The organism is Thiocapsa sp. UBA6158 (genome assembly GCF_002423035.1).
Lineage (GTDB): Bacteria > Pseudomonadota > Gammaproteobacteria > Chromatiales > Chromatiaceae > Thiocapsa.
Genome location: NZ_DIUM01000020.1, coordinates 1 through 16533, shown reverse-complemented (window position 1 = coordinate 16533; position 16533 = coordinate 1). Strand labels below are relative to the sequence as shown.

Annotated in this window: 17 protein-coding genes; 10 read left to right on the top strand and 7 right to left on the bottom strand. The window is 65.9% G+C overall.

Annotated features, from left to right (window positions below):
• From thiS to B4N44_RS02865, 7 genes are all read left to right on the top strand, one after another.
• The gene (gene thiS / locus B4N44_RS02895; RefSeq protein ID WP_296696759.1) at positions 1 to 201 is read left to right on the top strand and encodes a sulfur carrier protein ThiS; all 201 of its coding nucleotides are present in this window, start codon (positions 1 to 3) and stop codon (positions 199 to 201) included.
• Positions 202 to 268: 67 nt separating this feature from the next.
• Entirely contained in the window at positions 269 to 1072 is an 804-nt protein-coding gene (locus B4N44_RS02890) for a thiazole synthase (protein ID WP_296696756.1), read from the top strand.
• Positions 1073 to 1345: 273 nt separating this feature from the next.
• Positions 1346 to 2047, top strand: a complete 702-nt coding sequence (gene trmB / locus B4N44_RS02885) for a tRNA (guanosine(46)-N7)-methyltransferase TrmB (protein WP_296696824.1) — start codon at positions 1346 to 1348, stop codon at positions 2045 to 2047.
• A gap of 13 nt (positions 2048 to 2060) precedes the next feature.
• Positions 2061 to 2780, top strand: coding sequence for an ABC transporter ATP-binding protein (locus B4N44_RS02880; protein WP_296696753.1), 720 nt, complete (start codon positions 2061 to 2063; stop codon positions 2778 to 2780).
• Positions 2777 to 3586, top strand: a complete 810-nt coding sequence (locus B4N44_RS02875; protein WP_296696751.1) for an ABC transporter permease — start codon at positions 2777 to 2779, stop codon at positions 3584 to 3586. The genes B4N44_RS02880 and B4N44_RS02875 overlap by 4 nt, the downstream gene beginning before the upstream one ends.
• 93 nt (positions 3587 to 3679) lie before the next feature.
• Entirely contained in the window at positions 3680 to 4375 is a 696-nt protein-coding gene (locus B4N44_RS02870) for a class I SAM-dependent methyltransferase (protein ID WP_296696749.1), read from the top strand.
• Between the two features lie 204 nt (positions 4376 to 4579).
• Positions 4580 to 5245 (top strand): EF-hand domain-containing protein, encoded by a 666-nt coding sequence (locus tag B4N44_RS02865; RefSeq protein WP_296696748.1) that lies wholly within the window; start codon positions 4580 to 4582, stop codon positions 5243 to 5245.
• Positions 5246 to 5263: 18 nt separating this feature from the next.
• Here the strand turns inward: B4N44_RS02865 and B4N44_RS02860 are convergent, their stop codons facing one another.
• The 6 genes from B4N44_RS02860 to B4N44_RS02835 form a co-directional block, all read right to left on the bottom strand.
• On the bottom strand, positions 5264 to 5449 hold the full coding sequence (locus B4N44_RS02860; RefSeq protein WP_296696746.1) for a hypothetical protein: 186 nt from the start codon (positions 5447 to 5449) through the stop codon (positions 5264 to 5266).
• Positions 5450 to 5808: 359 nt separating this feature from the next.
• Entirely contained in the window at positions 5809 to 6555 is a 747-nt protein-coding gene (locus B4N44_RS02855) for a c-type cytochrome (RefSeq protein ID WP_296696745.1), read from the bottom strand.
• 14 nt (positions 6556 to 6569) lie between these two features.
• Positions 6570 to 7931 carry an NAD(P)/FAD-dependent oxidoreductase gene (locus B4N44_RS02850; RefSeq protein WP_296696743.1) on the bottom strand — a complete coding sequence of 454 codons (1362 nt, stop codon included), beginning with the start codon at positions 7929 to 7931 and terminating at the stop codon, positions 6570 to 6572.
• Positions 7928 to 8551: a c-type cytochrome gene (locus tag B4N44_RS02845; protein ID WP_296696741.1), complete on the bottom strand. Its 624-nt coding sequence runs from the start codon at positions 8549 to 8551 to the stop codon at positions 7928 to 7930. The genes B4N44_RS02850 and B4N44_RS02845 overlap by 4 nt, the downstream gene beginning before the upstream one ends.
• A 2-nt stretch (positions 8552 to 8553) precedes the next feature.
• Positions 8554 to 9777, bottom strand: coding sequence for a hypothetical protein (locus tag B4N44_RS02840; protein WP_296696740.1), 1224 nt, complete (start codon positions 9775 to 9777; stop codon positions 8554 to 8556).
• Entirely contained in the window at positions 9774 to 11273 is a 1500-nt protein-coding gene (locus B4N44_RS02835) for a cytochrome c (RefSeq protein WP_296696738.1), read from the bottom strand. The genes B4N44_RS02840 and B4N44_RS02835 overlap by 4 nt, the downstream gene beginning before the upstream one ends.
• Before the next feature lie 199 nt (positions 11274 to 11472).
• Here B4N44_RS02835 and B4N44_RS19860 point away from each other — a divergent pair, with 199 nt between their 5' ends.
• Entirely contained in the window at positions 11473 to 12906 is a 1434-nt protein-coding gene (locus B4N44_RS19860) for a sigma-54 interaction domain-containing protein (protein ID WP_422664309.1), read from the top strand.
• A gap of 91 nt (positions 12907 to 12997) precedes the next feature.
• Here the strand turns inward: B4N44_RS19860 and B4N44_RS02825 are convergent, their stop codons facing one another.
• Positions 12998 to 14053 (bottom strand): esterase/lipase family protein, encoded by a 1056-nt coding sequence (locus B4N44_RS02825; protein WP_296696736.1) that lies wholly within the window; start codon positions 14051 to 14053, stop codon positions 12998 to 13000.
• A 45-nt stretch (positions 14054 to 14098) separates the two neighbouring features.
• Between B4N44_RS02825 and speA the strand changes: the two genes are divergently transcribed.
• Positions 14099 to 15979: a biosynthetic arginine decarboxylase gene (speA, locus tag B4N44_RS02820; protein ID WP_296696734.1), complete on the top strand. Its 1881-nt coding sequence runs from the start codon at positions 14099 to 14101 to the stop codon at positions 15977 to 15979.
• A 3-nt stretch (positions 15980 to 15982) separates the two neighbouring features.
• On the top strand, positions 15983 to 16333 hold the full coding sequence (locus B4N44_RS02815; protein ID WP_296696732.1) for a hydrogenase maturation nickel metallochaperone HypA: 351 nt from the start codon (positions 15983 to 15985) through the stop codon (positions 16331 to 16333).
• Positions 16334 to 16533 lie beyond the last annotated feature (200 nt).

Sequence of the window (16533 nt, the reverse complement as noted above, 5' to 3'; positions counted from 1 at the left end):
ATGCAGATTATCCTGAACGGCGCCGCCACCGAGGTGGCCGACGCACTCACCATGGCGGAGCTGATCGAGCAGCTCGAGCTCGGCAGCCGCCGCCTGGCCGTCGAGGTCAATGCCGAGCTGGTCCCGCGCAGCCGCTTCTCCGAGCACCGGCTCGCGCCGCAAGATCGGGTCGAGGTCATCCACGCCGTCGGAGGAGGATGACCAGGCTTGGGGGTCCAGCCCCGAATCCTTTATCCTGGATCTTTCTTTCGTTTTGGCCACGACACCCATGACCACCGAGACCACCGCAACCGATCGCTTCACCCTCGCAGGACGCGAGTACAGCTCCCGACTCCTCGTCGGCACCGGAAAGTACAAAGACATGGCCGAGACTGCACGGGCCATCGAGGCGAGCGGCGCCGAGATCGTCACGGTCGCGGTGCGGCGCACCAACCTCGGCCAAACCCCGGGCGAGCCCAATATCCTCGATATCCTGCCGCCCGAACGCTACACCATCCTGCCCAATACGGCAGGCTGCTACGATGTGGAGACTGCCGTGCGCACCTGCCGACTGGCGCGCGAGCTGTTGGACGGCCACACCCTGGTCAAACTCGAAGTCCTGGGCGACGAGAAGACACTCTTCCCGGACGTGATCGCCACGCTCAAGGCGGCCGAGGAGCTGGTCAAGGACGGTTTCCAGGTCATGGTCTACACCAACGACGACCCGATCGTCGCTCGGCAGCTCGAAGAGATCGGCTGCATCGCCGTCATGCCCTTGGCCGCCCCGATCGGCTCCGGTCTGGGCATCCGCAACCCGCTCAACATCCGCACCATCGTCGAGAACGCCCGTGTCCCGATCCTGGTCGACGCAGGTGTCGGCACGGCATCGGATGCCGCCGTCGCGATGGAACTCGGCTGCGATGGCGTGCTGATGAACACCGCGATCGCCGCGGCACGCGATCCCATCCTGATGGCCAGCGCCATGCGCAAGGGGATCGAGGCCGGGCGCGAGGCATACCTTGCCGGACGCATGGCGCCGAAGCGTTTTGCCTCGGCGTCCTCGCCGATCGAAGGGCTGTTCTTCCAACACTGAACCGCGTCCCGAGCGGACTGCGATGGTCGCCGTGAGGCGGGCGTCCGCGGTTACGACCGGGGTACGTGCCCGACGCGGTTCAAAATGGTTGAATCCAATGGTTTGATGATTTTCGCACAGGAACTATCCGCGTAGAGGGGCGAATTTATTCGCCCTACACACCTTCCCGGGCATGCGCAGTCGTGATGCCTAATCACGGAAATCGCCTGCGAGCGCTCCGGCCACGAAAGCGGCCGAGTGATGTACGGCCGAGAGGCCGGTTGTAAGGACCTCATGACGGCCGAGACCACGCCTAAATTCCTGCGCCCCATCCGGAGCTTCGTCCTGCGCGAAGGTCGTTTGACCTCCGCGCAGGAGCGCGCCTTTCGAGACCTTTGGCCTCTCTACGGTGTGGACTGGACGCCGGACGCGCCGCTCGACCTCGCGGGGCTCTTCGGCAACCCACGCCCCGTCGTCCTCGAGATCGGGTTCGGCAACGGTGCCTCGCTCGCCGAGATGGCCGAGCAAGATCCGCAGCGCAATTGGCTGGGGATCGAGGTGCATCGCCCCGGTGTCGGGCACCTGCTGCTCGAGATCGAGCGGCGTGGGTTGACCAATCTGAGGCTGATTCGGCACGACGCGGTCGAGGTGCTCGCCCGAGGCATTGCACCCGGCAGCTTGGACCGCGTTCAGCTCTTCTTTCCCGACCCCTGGCCGAAACGCCGTCATCACAAGCGGCGCATCCTGACGCCCGAGCTGATCGGGTTGCTCGCGCACGCCCTGCGCCCGGGCGGCGTCTTTCACGCGGCGACCGATTGGGAGCCCTATGCCGAGCAGATGCTGGAGATCCTGGAGGCCTCCTCGGAGAGCTTCGAGAATCTCGCCGGAGCCGACGGATTCTCGCCCCGCCCGGCGGCACGCCCGCTCACCCGCTTCGAGCAACGTGGCGAGCGTCTCGGCCATCGGGTTCGCGACCTGATGTTTCGACGGCGCTGAGACCGGGACGCCGATGTCCGGACTCAGGCTCGACAGGATCCGATCGCGCGCACTCGGACCGCTCGATCTCACGGTCGCTGCAGGCGAGCTGGTCTTCGTGTCGGGACCGTCCGGCTCGGGCAAGAGCCTTCTGCTGCGCGCGGTTGCCGACCTGGATCCGCACGACGGCGAGGTCTGGCTTGGCGAAGAGCCGCGTTCGCGCATCGCCCCCGCACACTGGCGTCGGCGGGTCGGTCTTCTCCCTGCGGAGGCCTTCTGGTGGGCCGAGACCGTCGGGGAGCATCTGCCGGTTGACCGCAGCACCGCCGCGGATCAGGCTACGCCAACGCTTCACCCGGCCACCCGAGGTCTGCCCAAACCCTTTCGTCGCCCGCCCGGACGCGTCTCGAATCACCCTGCCCTGCCGGATTCCTCGACCATCACCGATTGGCTCGATCGCCTCGGCTTCGCGCCCGACGTCCTCGGCTGGTCGGTGACGCGTCTCTCGACCGGCGAGCGTCAACGCCTGGCGCTGGTGCGCCTGCTCGCACAGACACCCGAGGCGCTCCTGCTGGACGAGGCCACCGCCAACCTGGATCCGAGCAACCGCGCACGCGTGGAATCCGTTGTCGAGATCTATCGCAAGACGCAGGGCGCGGCCGTGCTCTGGGTCAGTCACGATCCGGAGCAACGCCGTCGGATCGGCGGGCGCTCGCTGGTCATCCGCAACGAGCGCCTGGAGCCCGACGCGTGACCCTCATCCATCTGAGCCCTTTCGATCTGGGACTGGCCTCCATCCTGGTCCTCCTGCTCGCCGGCATGTCCTGGCGGCTGCGCCTCGGGATCGAGCGCCGAGTCCTGATCGCGGCCGCGCGCAGCACGCTCCAGCTCATGCTCGTCGGACTGGTGCTGAAGGTGCTCTTCGCCCAGACCAGTCTTCCGCTGATCGGCCTGATGGCCCTGGTGATGCTCTCGGTTGCCGGTTACGAGGTGATGCAGCGCCAGAAGCGACGATACCGCGGCGCTTGGGGTTACGGGATCGGCGCACTCTCGATGTTCCTCTCGGCCTTCACCGTGACGCTGCTCGCCCTGACGGTCATCATCGGGGTCGAGCCCTGGTATCAGCCGCAGTATCTGATCCCGCTGCTCGGCATGCTGCTCGGCAACACCATGAGCGGGATCGCCATCGCGCTCGACAGCCTGACCCGCCAGGCCTGGGATTCACGCGGACGCATCGAGGCACGCCTGCTCGCCGGCGGCACCTGGGACGAGGCCATCGAGGAGGTGCGTCGCGACGCCCTGCGCTCGGGCCTCATCCCCATCATCAACGCCATGGCCACCGCCGGCCTGGTCAGTCTCCCCGGCATGATGACCGGGCAGATCCTCGCGGGCAGCCCGCCGATGGAAGCCGCCAAATACCAGCTCCTCATCATGTTCCTCATCGCCGCCGGCACCGGACTCGGCTCGATGGCCGCGGTCTGGATCGGCTCGCGCCGCTTGTTCGACGACCGCCAGCGACTGCGTCTCGACCGGCTCGCCGCGGCGAGCCGGTCGAGTTGAGAGCAACCGTTCCGCTTCTTCGGCTCTCCCATTTGCCGGCACCGCCCCAATCGGTGTCCTTCATGTCCTCGCACCATTCCGGGAGCCTCCCGCATGCCCTTACACCGCTACCGCGCGGCCCTGCTGCTACCCCTGATTCTACTCGGCCAGCTCTCCGCCCATGCCGAGTCCCCCGCCGTCGGCCCGGACATGAACGCTTACTATCACGGGGCCGACCATGACCGCTGGCGCGACATCTTCGAAAGCGACGGGCGAGAGGTCTACGATCGGCGTTTCGAGATCCTGGAGGCGTTGAAGATCCGACCCGGCATGCGGATCGCGGACGTGGGGGCCGGCTCGGGGCTCTACACGATGCTGTTTGCCGAGGCGGTCGGTCCGAGCGGACGGGTGTTCGCGGTGGATATCTCCGAGAGCTTCGTCACCGCGATCGCGGCTCGCGCGGCGCAGGCGGGCCTCGGCAATGTGCTCCCGGTGCTCAGCCAACAGAAGAGCACCGAGCTCCCGCCCGGGAGCGTGGCCCTGGTGTTCACATCGGATACCTATCACCACTTCGAGTATCCGCGCGCCATGCTCGACTCGATCCGCACGGCACTGGTGCCCGGCGGGATACTGGCGATCATCGACTTCAGGCGTGAGCCGGGGGTGAGTCATCGCTGGATCCTGGGGCACGTGAGGGCCGGTCGGGAGGAGGTGATCGGCGAGGTGGAGCAGGCCGGTTTCAAGCTGATCGACGAGCCGATCAAGCTGCGTTTGAATTATTTCCTGCTTTTTCGAAAGGTCGATGCCTGAGGTTCGGCACCCATGCGTTTTCACACTCTCTGCATCTTCAGGTGCTTCAATAAGGATTAAACCGCGTCCCTGCTAAGGGCCGAGGATGCACCAAACGTCGAGCCCACTCGAACGTGAGCATCTCGCTCTGGACGCGGTTTAGAGATGAGCGGGTCACGCCGATACCGGCGCGGACCTTCATCCGATCGAACCACGGAGGTTTCCATGAAGACAACGATGTGTAGATCCATCATGGCAGTGACGGTCGCGGCGGCCTGCGCCGCACCCTTGGCCTTCGCCCAGCAACCCGCGTCGCCGCGCGGCCCAATGAGCTTCTCCGCGTTCGATATCGACGGAGACGGGATCGTCACCGAGGTGGAGTTCGACACCGCGCGGGCTCAACGCATGGCGGAGCGCGCCGCTCAGGGGGCGCCGATGCGGGGGGCTGCGAACGCACCGGCCTTCTCGGATTTCGACCTGAACGGCGACGGGCGGCTGACGCCGGAGGAGCTCGCAACCGTTCAGCAATCGCGAATGCAGGGACGGCCCGGCGGGGGTATGGGACCGGGCGGCGGAATGGGACCCGTTAGCGGTATGGGGCCAGGCGGAAGGCCAGGGATGGGGATGGGACCCGGCGCAGGCATGGGTCGAAACATGCCCGCCTTCGCCGAATTCGACTTGAACGGCGACGGCGCTTTGACCGAGCAGGAATTTTACGAGGCGCGGGCCAATCGCATCAAAGAGCGCTCGCAGCAAGGCTATCCGATGCGAAACCTCGCGAACGCGCCGTCGTTCGAGGCGATCGATCAGAACGGCGACGGGCGAATTACACCCGACGAATTTACCGCCGCTCAAGCGCAGCATCACCGACAGGGTATGCGGGCGCCCTGAGTCGCGATCGGGCCACGCTCAATGCCGATCGGGGAAGACGAGGGCTTCCTCGCCGAGATGTCCGCGCCCGTCGAGATCGTTGCGACATGGAAGGTCGCCGTTGGCAAGCAGTAACTTGTTGGTGCACTCGTTGCGGGCCAGTCCGCGGGCAACGGACCAGAGACCGCCGGCCTCCAGGGTCCGACGCAGAACGGCGTAGGACATGAGGGGCGCAACCCGACCGTTCCCGTCCAGGAACGGATGTATCAACAAGAGTCGGTGGTGCGCCGTCGCCGCAGCTGGGATGGCGCCCGTTGCTCCCTGGTTGGCGTAGGCTCGACGTCGATTGGGTGGGTGTCGTGCCCCTCGATCAGGTTGCTGTAGTCACAATTCATCGACCGCACCAGATCGGCCAAGGCGCTGACGATGCCGGACCATAGGCTCCGACGCGGGCCGGCTGACTTCGCTGCCAGCTCGATGGCAAGGTCGGACAAAGCGGTGCGTTGCCTCGCACCTTCGCCGATCCCGCCGAATCATCGGCCGGCGTACCCTGCCCCTGTCTGCGAGCCAGGGGCAGGCTGGACTTACAGCGAGCTCAGCGGCAAGTCGGCGTAGAAGTTGGCCAAGTCGTCGATCTCGGCCGGGGTCAGGCGGTAGGCGAAGGCGCGCATGGTCTTCTTGCCGTCGTTGGCACGCACACCAGCATGATAGTCATGCATGGTGCGCACAAAGTACATGGGGTTCTGGCCGGCGAGCTCCGGGGCTTCGCGCCGGCCGCCTTCGCCCGTGGCGCCGTGGCAGCTGGCACAGGGCGTGATCAGACGCCCGGGGTCGCCCTTGCGCACCAGTACCTCTGCAGGCAGATCGCCGGCAGCCAGACGGACCTCGGGCCGCGGTGTCACCGCCTCCGCCGGGGCCGGCAGGCTGGCATAGAAGGCGGCCAGATCGGCGATCTCCTGCGCCGAGACGAGCACGGCGACGTGATGCATGAGTCGGGCGCGCAGGCCTTCGTGACGCAAGCCGCTCTGATAGTCGAGCATCATCTTGATGGTGTAGTCCGCCTTTTGCCCCGCCAGATGCGGCCAGTTCATCGATGGCGCGACGCCTTCATTGCCATGGCAGGAGGCGCAGAAGAGGGTCTGATTGAGCTCTCGGCCGCGCTCGGTGTCACCGGCGGGCATGGCATCCAAGGCCTTGCGCAAGCTGGCCGGGGTCCAGTTCTCTACCGAAGTAGGCGCTGCATGCCCGGCGGCCAGGGTTGGCCCGCCTCCGACGAGACCGGCCAAGAGCAAGGCCGTGCAGAGACGTGTTTTGACAGTGGGCTTGATCATCGTGGGGTCTCCGGTCACGCGAAGCAGTCCTCGGTAAAGGTGCGCAGCCAGCTCTGCTGGTAGCGCGCGGCCAGCCTGATCTGCATCGGGGACGCATCCAAGGGCAGGTAACGGCCGGCGGTGTTGACCCGAGCGATCTTGCCATCCACGAGACGGAAGACGTCCGCAACGAAGAGACCGTAGTCGGTGCCTGCCAGGGCATAGCAGGTGTTCTCCCAGACCGGCTCGGGACTTGGACGGCCCGCCAATTCTTCGACGATGGCACGCGCGACGGTCTTGGCCTGGGTGTTGGCCGAGAAACCGGACTTGGGCATGGCGTCGGCGATGCAGGCGTCGCCAATGACATACACGTTTGGCTGAAGACTGGAGGAAAAGTCGCGCCGCTCCACCGGACACCAGCCGCTCGCATCAGCCAGCCCCAGGTCCATGGCCAGCCGGCCGGCCTTCATGGGCGGGATGATGTTGATCACGTCCGCGTCCACGACGCCCGCCTCGGTCTCGACCTGGTTGTTCTCGGCGTCGACGGCGAGGATGCGTCCGCCATCCTGACCGCGCACCCAGCTCAGCATGCTTGTCTTGGAGTGCTCGATGACCTCGACCTTCTGTTCCAGTCGCTCGCGGTAGTCCGCCGGGACATTGAAGTCGTAGAGACGATTCCAACCGAGCAGCATGGTCTCGTCGGTGACGAAGCTGTCCTTCGGGTCCAACAGGATGACCTTGGCGCGGGGATTGTTCCGGCGCAGCCATTCCACCACCAGCGCGGCACGCTCGTAGGGGCCGGGCGGGCAGCGGTAGGGATTCGGTGGTGCGCCGACGACGAAGGTGCCGCCCTGACGCATGTTTTGGATCTTCCTGGCCAGCACCTGTGTCTGCGGGCCCGGGATCCAGGCCGCCGGGATGCTGCTGTCGGCAACCTGCGCATTCAGCCCCTCGTAGGCGTCGTATTGCAGCTCGATGCCGGGGGAGAGGATGAGCCGGTCGTAGCCGATGGATTGACCACCGTCGGTGCTCAGGGTGCGTCCTTCGGGATCGAAGCCCGTGACGGTATCGATGATGAGCTCGATGCCATACTTGCCCTTCAGTGCGTCGTAGCTGACCTCAAGGTCCTGCATGGTGACATGCTCGGTCAGCACCTCGCTCGATCCGTAGGGGCGAAGGTACAGTGGATTGCGCTCGACGACGGTCACGCGCAGCCCGGGATCGAAGAGCTTCAGGTACTTGGCCGCGGTGCAGCCGCCGACACCGCCGCCGACGATGACGACGTGCGCCTTGCCGGTGCTCGGCAGCGGTCGCGCCCAGGTCGGCAACGCGCTCAGCGACACCAGGCCGAGGGAGGCCGCGAGGAAGCGGCGGCGTTCAGGATTGGTCAGATTCATTGTGTCACTCCTAGCGCAAGCTCGGGCTGCGCCGGCGGCTCGAGGGCCGCGAAGAATTCACCCATGGCCGCGATCTCCGCATCGGAAAAGCCGCTGGCCACAAAGCCCATGAGGGTGGCCGCGCGCGCACCCGAGCGGAACTCCAGCATGCTGGTCACGAACTGCTCTGCGGGCATGCCGGCCAGGGGCATGAAATACTCGTCACCAAGCTCGCCGTTGGTGCCGTGACAGGCCGCGCAGGTGTGGGCCATGTCCGCACCGGTCGGCTCCGTTGGCGGCATCGGCTGAAGTTCCGGCGCCGTGACGAAGAACTCGGCCATGGACTGGATCTCGGCATCGGAGAAGCCGCTGGCCACGAAGCCCATAAGGGTGGCCGCGCGCGCGCCGCTGCGGAACTCCAGCATGCTGGTCACGAACTGCTCCACAGGCATGCCGGCCAGGGACATGAAATACTCATCCCCAAGCTCGCCGTTGGTGCCGTGGCAGGCCGCGCAGGTGTGGGCCATGTCCGCCCCCGTTGGCTCAGTGGGCAAGACCTCGTCGACCGCGCAGACGATGCCCGCCGGCATGACCAGACAAAGCCCCAGGGCCATGGAAAGGTGCTTGACGATCGTCCTCATCTTCAGCTCGCCCAGACGTAGAAGCCGATGCCGAAGTAGGCCAGGATCCAGATCCCGAGCAGACCGATGGACAGGTTTCCAAGCCGCGATACCGCCGGACTCGGGCTGTAGCGGCCCGTGCTCTGACCGGCCTGCCAGGCCACCGTGAGCATGTAGCCCAGGGTCACGCCGCCAAGCACGGCGAAGGTCAGCAGGAACAGCAGCAGGCTGTACCAGTCCATATGCACCGTGTAGTCCAGGGCATCGTAGCCGTGGCTGCCCACCAGGGTGACGTAGCGCAAGACCTCGCGCACCGCGCAGACGACGATCAGGGCGACGGCGCCCACGCCGAAGGTGACATAGCCCCAAATGCCGCGGTCGATCCGCGCGCCGAGCAGCAGCGGAACGGCGACCGTGATCAGTAGCGCGGCCAGCGCCAGCATGGACCAGGGCGAGAGGGCGAACCAGGCCATCTTCTCGGGCAGCGTCAGCATCCAGAGGGCGCCGAGCACGACAGAAAGCACGCCGCCCAGGGTCAGCAGACGCATGGCCAGGGGCTTGAGCCAGGCGATGTAGGCCGCGTCCGGATCGGGCCGGCCCTGCTGATAGCGGCGGTAGGCCAGCAGCCAGGCACCGGTGACCGGTAGCGAAAGGGCAATGAAGAAACCGAAGCGCAGCGGATGGGCATAATGAAGCTGTCGCCCGGTCGGCTCGATATTGCCGTCCGGCGCATACCAGGCCATCCAGTTCTCGGGGAAGAGCATCTGGTTCGTCAGCGAGTGCACGATGAAGCCAACGCCGAGCAGCAGGGCCAGCGACAAGACCATCCAATGCCCGGAGCGCCCGCCCTGGGTCTCGAGATGGTGGTTCTTCCAGTAGTAGGCATAGAGCGCGATGTAGCCCGCGATGAGGATCAGGATGAAGCCGATCACCCACCAGCCGGAGAGCACGTTCGAGGTGTACCAGAAGGGGTCATAGACCACCTGAACGAACAGCAGCGGGGCGACGCCGATGACGATGGCCACCGAGACGGCGATCTTCGAGGTGGTCAGCATATGCGCTGCCAGCCTGCGCCAATGCGCGCTCTGGCTGTAGGCCCCGCGCAGGGTCAGCGCCCCGGTGCCGAGCATGACATGGACCGCGGCCAGATGCAGGGCCAGGGTCAGGGCGCCGAGGATCAGGAACAGCCAGGGATGGGTCGGGACCCCGGCGGGGTCGCGCAGTGCATAGAGGATCTCGGGGGTCATGGGTGCATCTCCCGCGGGGCGGCTGGGCTGGAGACCAGAGCGGCCAGGGGCTGCCCGGCGGCATCACTGGAAGGCTCGTCTGAGTCGGGGTTGGCGACGGAAGGCGCATCGCGCACCGGGGGTGTCGCGGCATTCGCCGTCGCGTCAGTGCCGGACTCCGGTGCGGTCAGGGTCGTGATGAAGCGTGCCAGGGCGAAGGCCTCGTCGTCGGTGAAGGGGATCTGCGGCATGTACAGGGTGTTTCCGGAGGCCAGACCAGCATGCAGATAATCGACGATGGCCTCGACGTCGCTGTCGGCCGTGAAGTAATGCTGCAGCGGCCGCATGCCGGTCGACGTGAGCGAATGGCAGTTCGAGCAGGCGGCCAGCGCCACCGCATGTCCGGCCGCTACGGCATTGTCCGGGGTCACCTCGCGCAGATGCTCCGGCACGAAGACCAGACTTCGCAGGAAGCCCTGCTCCTCGAGTAGCGGGATCTCGGACTGGATGCCCCGGCCCGGCACATCGCGGCCGATGACCTGATTGGAGTAGACATACTGACCCGCCACCCAGGGCTTGCGGATGGACTCACGCGTGACCTCTCCGGGCCAGAGACCGAACACCAGCACCACCAGGGTCATCACTGCAGCGCCCGAGGCCACCAGCATGCGCGGCTGGATCAGGGTCATGATGAAGTAGGCCGCCACCGCGGCCAGCATGCCCATGACACCGATGGGGAACCACTCCGGCATGCGGTTGCTCATGATCAGGGTGGCCGTCTCCGGCAGGGTCATCAGATACCAGCGGAAGAACAACACACCCAACACGGCCGAGCCGATGCCGAGCCAGGCGAGCTTGCGCGCCACATCGCGCTTGAACTGCGCATCCTTGAAGCCCGCGGCGACGATGCCGCCCACCACGGCGGTCATGGTGAACATGAAGGCCGTGCGCATGGCGAGCTGGGCAAAGGTATTGGGGCCGAAGAAGCCGTTGAGCACCCCGGTATCGGTGAACCAGTCCGCCTTGCCTGGCCAGAGCATGAAGGACAGGATCCCGACGATGACCAGCATGGTGGTGTAGGAGGTCAGGCCGAAGATGATCGACAGCCGCAGGTGCGTCTGCCGGTCCACGCGGCTGGCGAGATAGACCAGCATGTAGACGCCCACCACCTCGATGACGAAGAAGACCCACTCGGTGGCCCACATCCAGACGAAGTTGTGGATCAGGGCCGAGATGCCGCGGGGGCTGGCTACCGTGGTGGAGTACCAGATGCCGGGCCCCGTGATGGAGCCGAGCACGTAGCTGAAGACAAGCAGGAAGAGACCGTAGCGACGGATGAATTCCAGCAGGTCCGGACGCTCGTTGCGGTGGGCATAGCTCGCCAGAAAGGCGAAGAAGATGGCCGCGCCGACGGCGGTATGGGAGAAAAGGACATGGACCGTGGCGATGAGGCCGACGATCCAGCCGCTGCCCACACCCGGCTCGAACCAGGTGGGATAAAGACCTATGAAATCCATCGCTTAGCCTGCTTTGTGCTGTTTCTGAAGAACCGCCCCACGCGAGGCGGAGTCTTAGTCCGCGCTCCGAGCAATAAGGACGCCAACTTTCACCATCCCTGATGGGCTTTTGGAATCAGAGCGGTGAAGTTTTGACGCATCGCGAACCTTGGCCGGGCTGCCACGATTGACGGATCTCCAGGATGATGTGCTGCCATGGATGGCAGTCTATCGACAGTCCTGTCAGTGCGCGGACATCCCCCGCGATGGCTTACTCCTTGACGAGGCCAATGGCCTCCAACGCTTGCGGAACATGCCCCTCGATCTACCCGACCTTGCCAACCTGATCGCCGACATCGAGCAATTGCCGGAGCCCCACATTGTGCTGGGGCGCGATTACCGCATCCTGGCTGCCAATGCCAGCTACCGTCAGCATTGCGGAGGCGGCCTTCTGGTCGGTAAGACTTGCTACAGCGCTTCCCATCGCTACGAGGTGCCCTGCGATCGCGCCGGCGAGTCTTGCCCCCTCGCCGCGAGCCTCGAGTCGCGCCAGCGCGAGCGCGTGCTGCACCTGCACCACACCCCGCATGGCGAAAAGTATGTGAACATCGAGCTCACGCCGGTGCTGGATCAGGCCGGCGAGATCATCGGCTTCGTGGAGAAGATGGAGCGCCTGCGCGGGGCCTGGGACGAGACGGGGCACCGCGTGCTCATCGGCCGCTCGCCGGCGTTCCGGCGCATGCTTGAGCTGGTCGCGCGGGTGGCGCCGGCGGAGGCCAGCGTCCTGCTGCTGGGTGAATCCGGCACCGGGAAGGAATTGGTCGCTCAAGCGGTGCACAAGGCCAGCGCACGTGCGGACGGGCCCTTTGTTGCCGTGGATTGCTCGGGCCTCACCGAGACCCTGTTCGAGAGCGAGCTGTTCGGTCACGAGCGCGGGGCCTTTACCGGCGCCATCGCGCGCAAGACCGGGCTGGTGGAGTCCGCTGCCGGCGGCACCTTGTTTCTGGATGAGGTGGGTGACATCCCATTGGGCATCCAGGTCAAGCTGCTGCGGCTGCTCGAGACGGGCGCCTACCGCCGCGTCGGCTCCAGCGAGCTGCATCAGGCCGATATCCGACTCATCTCCGCCACGCACCGCCCCTTGGAGCTCATGGTCCGAGAAGGGCAGTTCCGCCAGGATCTCTACTATCGCATCAACACCTTTCCCGTCCTTGTGCCACCCCTGCGCGACCGGCTCGAGGATCTACCGCTGCTCACGCAGACTCTGCTCACCCGCGTCGCCCGCGGCCGTCGCTTGCAGGTGTCCGAGGCAGCCCTGCTGCACCTGAGTCGGTATCCCTTCCCGGGCAACGTACGAGAGCTGCGCAACCTGCTCGAGCGGGCAAGTCTGATGTGCGACGGCACGCTGATTGAGCCGAGACACTTCGACACCGAGCCTTGCGGGGAGTGGACGCGCACAGTTGCAGGGTGCATTGCTCCGATGCCGAACCCGACTCAGGAGACCGACGAGCGCACCTTCGACATNNTACCCTGGAGCAGCACCGGGGCAGCCGCCGAACCCTTGCCGAAAAGCTCGGCATCAGCGAGCGGACCCTGTACCGACGCCTGCGGAGGCTGGACCCAGGCTGAAGCCTCGGGCGAGTGTATGGGCTAGGTTGAGCATCTCGAACCGGCCGTTTGACGTCGGCGGTGTCCGGTTTGAAGGCCGCATCGCGGAGTGCAGGCGGCAGTACAATCCCGGAGGCTCATCGCCCGGACCAACCCTTGAGGATCGCGACGATGTGCGGGATCGCCTCCGGCTCGGGATCGTTCGGGAACAGGCGCGCAAGCATCCCGCGATGGGAGGCTTGTACGAGCACCGGCGGCGGAGCGCCGGGGATCCGCAGCGAAGCGAGGGGCACGACGCCGTCGCCCAGACCCTCGCCGAGGCTCGACCACCAGTCTTCGAGCACCTCGGCGAGGTCGGTCGATCCGAGCTCGGCGGAGATGGCTTCGAGACTCTCGGCCATCGACTCGGGCGGCTCGGTGAGTAGACCGCCGATCAAACGGATCGGGACGCCCTCGGGCCAGGGCCGCGCGTTGAGTTCCTCCAGAAAGGCGCTGCCGGGTCGCAGGTCGATCTTGGCCTCGCCGATGCCGTCGCGCAGTCCGGCGAAGAGCGAGAAACGACGCTCCGGTCCGGCGGCCATATGGTCGCGCAGCTCCAACCAGATGCGCAGACGCGCCCATTCCGAGCCCTGATTGGGTGTGCCGACCAGGATGACGCCGCGCACGGCCGCATCCTCGACACGTGCCGGCGCGCCCACCGGGTTCCGCCAGCGGGTGACGAAGTCGCGGATGATCAGCCCGCCCATGCTGTGTCCGATCAAGGCGACCGGCCGGTCGGAGGCAAGCTCGGGCCAATGCGCGGCAAGGAGGTCCGTGCTGCGGTCCACACCTTGGTCGTTGGGGTAGCGGAACTCCCAGACCTCGAAACCGGCCGAGCCGAGCACGGGGATGAGGTCGTCCCAGATGTCGCCGGGCTCGTCGAGCCCGTGGACGAGCAGAACCAGCGGCAGGGCACCATCCGCCCCGTCCGGGACGACTTGGATGCGGGGTATGAGACCATGCCAGCCGTCCACCGGCGCCATCGCCTGCGGAAACCAGGCGTCGAGCCGGTCATGGACGAGCACCCGCAGGCGCCGCTCCTCGCGCGGATGCCCCTCGGCCCACCAGGTCCAAACGGCGACCCCAAGCAGGAGACCGATCGTGATCAGGAGCAGCACCAGACGACGGCGGAACCGCACGGATTTCGCGTTCATGCCTTACCATCCTCCCATCGACATCACCGAACGAGACCCGTCGCAATGGACCAAGGTGTGAAGCGCTGTAATCAGATCTATGCCATCGACCGTTGGGGCGAGGGCTATTTCGGGATCAATCCCGCCGGTCATCTCTATGCGCGACCGAACCCGCAAGGCGCGACCGAGGTCGATCTGGCCCTCTTGGCCGAACAGCTCGACGCGGAGGGTCTCTCCCTGCCGGTGCTGGTGCGCTTTAACGATATCCTGCGCCATCGCGTCGAGTCGCTTCACCAAGCCTTCGTCGATGCGAGCGCGACGAGCGGCTACAGCGGTCGCTACCAACCTGTCTATCCGATCAAGGTCAACCAGCAGGCCGGCGTGGTGCGCGAGATCCTGCGCTCCGGTCATGCGGGTCTGGAGGCCGGCAGCAAGCCCGAGCTGATGGCGGTGCTGGCACTCTCGCCCCCCGAGGGGTTGGTGGTCTGCAACGGCTACAAGGATCGCGAGTATATCCGGCTCGCGTTGATCGGCAGACGGCTCGGGTTACGCGTGCAGATCGTGATCGAAAAGCCCTCCGAGGTGGCGCTCATCCTGGAGGAGGCCGAGCGGCTGGGCGTGGAGCCCCTGCTCGGCGTGCGTGCGCGGCTCGCCGCCGCGGCGGCGGGGAACTGGCAGAGCAGCGGCGGGGAGAAGGCCAAGTTCGGTCTCTCGGCCAACCAGATCCTGGACCTGGTCCACACGCTCGAATCCGCCGGACGGCTGCATTGGCTCAATCTGCTGCATGCCCATCTGGGTTCACAGATCCCGAATCTTCAGGACATCCGCTCCGGTGTCTCCGAGCTGGTGCGTTTCTACGCCGAGCTGCGCCGACTGGGCGCGCCGATCACCGTTCTGGATGTCGGCGGCGGGCTGGGTGTCGACTACGAGGGGACCCGCACGCGCAATTACTGCTCGGTCAACTACAGCTTCGCCGGTTACGCGAGCGCGATCGTCGAAAGCGTCGCGGCCGAGTGTCGGCGACGGGGCTTGCCCGAGCCGGATCTGCTGAGCGAATCGGGTCGCGCGCTCACCGCGCATCATGCCGTGCTCATCACCAACGTGATCGATCGCGAGGAGGCCGGCGGCCAAGGCGTCCAGCCCAAGTCCGAGGAAGGGGATCCGCTGCTCGATGCGCTTGCCGAACAGCTGCGCGCTGCGGACGAGGCACCGCCCCAAGAGGTCTATTCGGAGGCACGCGAGCTGATGGGGGCAGCGCGCGAGCGCTTTGCAGCGGATCGACTCGACCTGACCGGGCGGGCGCGCGCGGAGGAGCTCTTCTTCGCCATCTGTCGGCGACTGGCCGGACGGCTGGACCCGGCCATCCGACGCCACCGCGAGCTGGCGGACGAGGTCAATGCACTGCTGGCCGACAAGCTCTTCTGCAACTTCTCCTTGTTTCAGTCGATGCCGGACGTCTGGGCGCTCGATCAGATCTTCCCGATCGTGCCCATCCAGCGTCTCGACGAGCTGCCGCTGGCACGGGCGATGGTGCACGATCTGACCTGCGACTCCGACGGCTGTATCGACCACTATGTCGACGAGGGCGGCGTGGAGGCAAGTCTGCCGGTGCATGCCGGCGCCGGGTCGGGGTCACCCTATCTCATAGGCTTCTTCATGGTCGGCGCCTATCAGGAGATCCTCGGCGACATCCACAACCTCTTCGGCGACACGGATGCCGTGAATGTCGAGCTGGATGCGAGCGCGCCGGGCGGCTACCGTCTGCTCGATGCCGAGCGCGGCGACTCCACCGACGAGCTTCTGAGCTATGTCCATTTCGAGCCGCGCACCCTGCTCGCACACTATCGACGCAAGCTGGACGCCGCCGGCCTGGACCGGGCGACACGCGAGCAATTCTTCGTCGAGCTCAAGGCCGGGCTCTACGGCTACACCTATCTGGGCAGCTGATCCATGCACGAGCTTTCCATCTGTCAGGCGCTGCTCGATCAGGTCGAGCGGATCGCCGTCGAGCACGGAGCCAGCGCCGTGGAGCGCATCCTGCTGCGGGTCGGCCCGCTCTCGGGTGTGGAGGGACCTTTGCTCCTGCACGCCTATCCCCTGGCCGCGGCCGGGACCATCGCGGCGAACGCCGAGCTGGTGATCGAGACGGCCCCGGTGCGCGTGGCCTGCAACGACTGCGGCGCGCAGACCGACGCCACCCCGAATCGACTGTTGTGCGGGGACTGCGGCAGCTACAAGACGCGCCTGGTGAGCGGGGATGAGCTGTTGTTGGCAAACCTGGAGCTGACCATCCCGGACTAAACCGCACCCAGTGCGGTATAGGCTGTTTTTGGATGGGATCGGCCCCGACGGATTTGACGACCGCTGGAGACGGCGCGGCTTAAGAGATTAAAAATAATAAACTTTTAAACCGCGCCCCCGCCAAGAGCCGTGGACGCACCAAACGCCGACCTCACTCGAAAGTGAGCATCTCGCTCTAGACGCGCTTTAGGATATGAAAA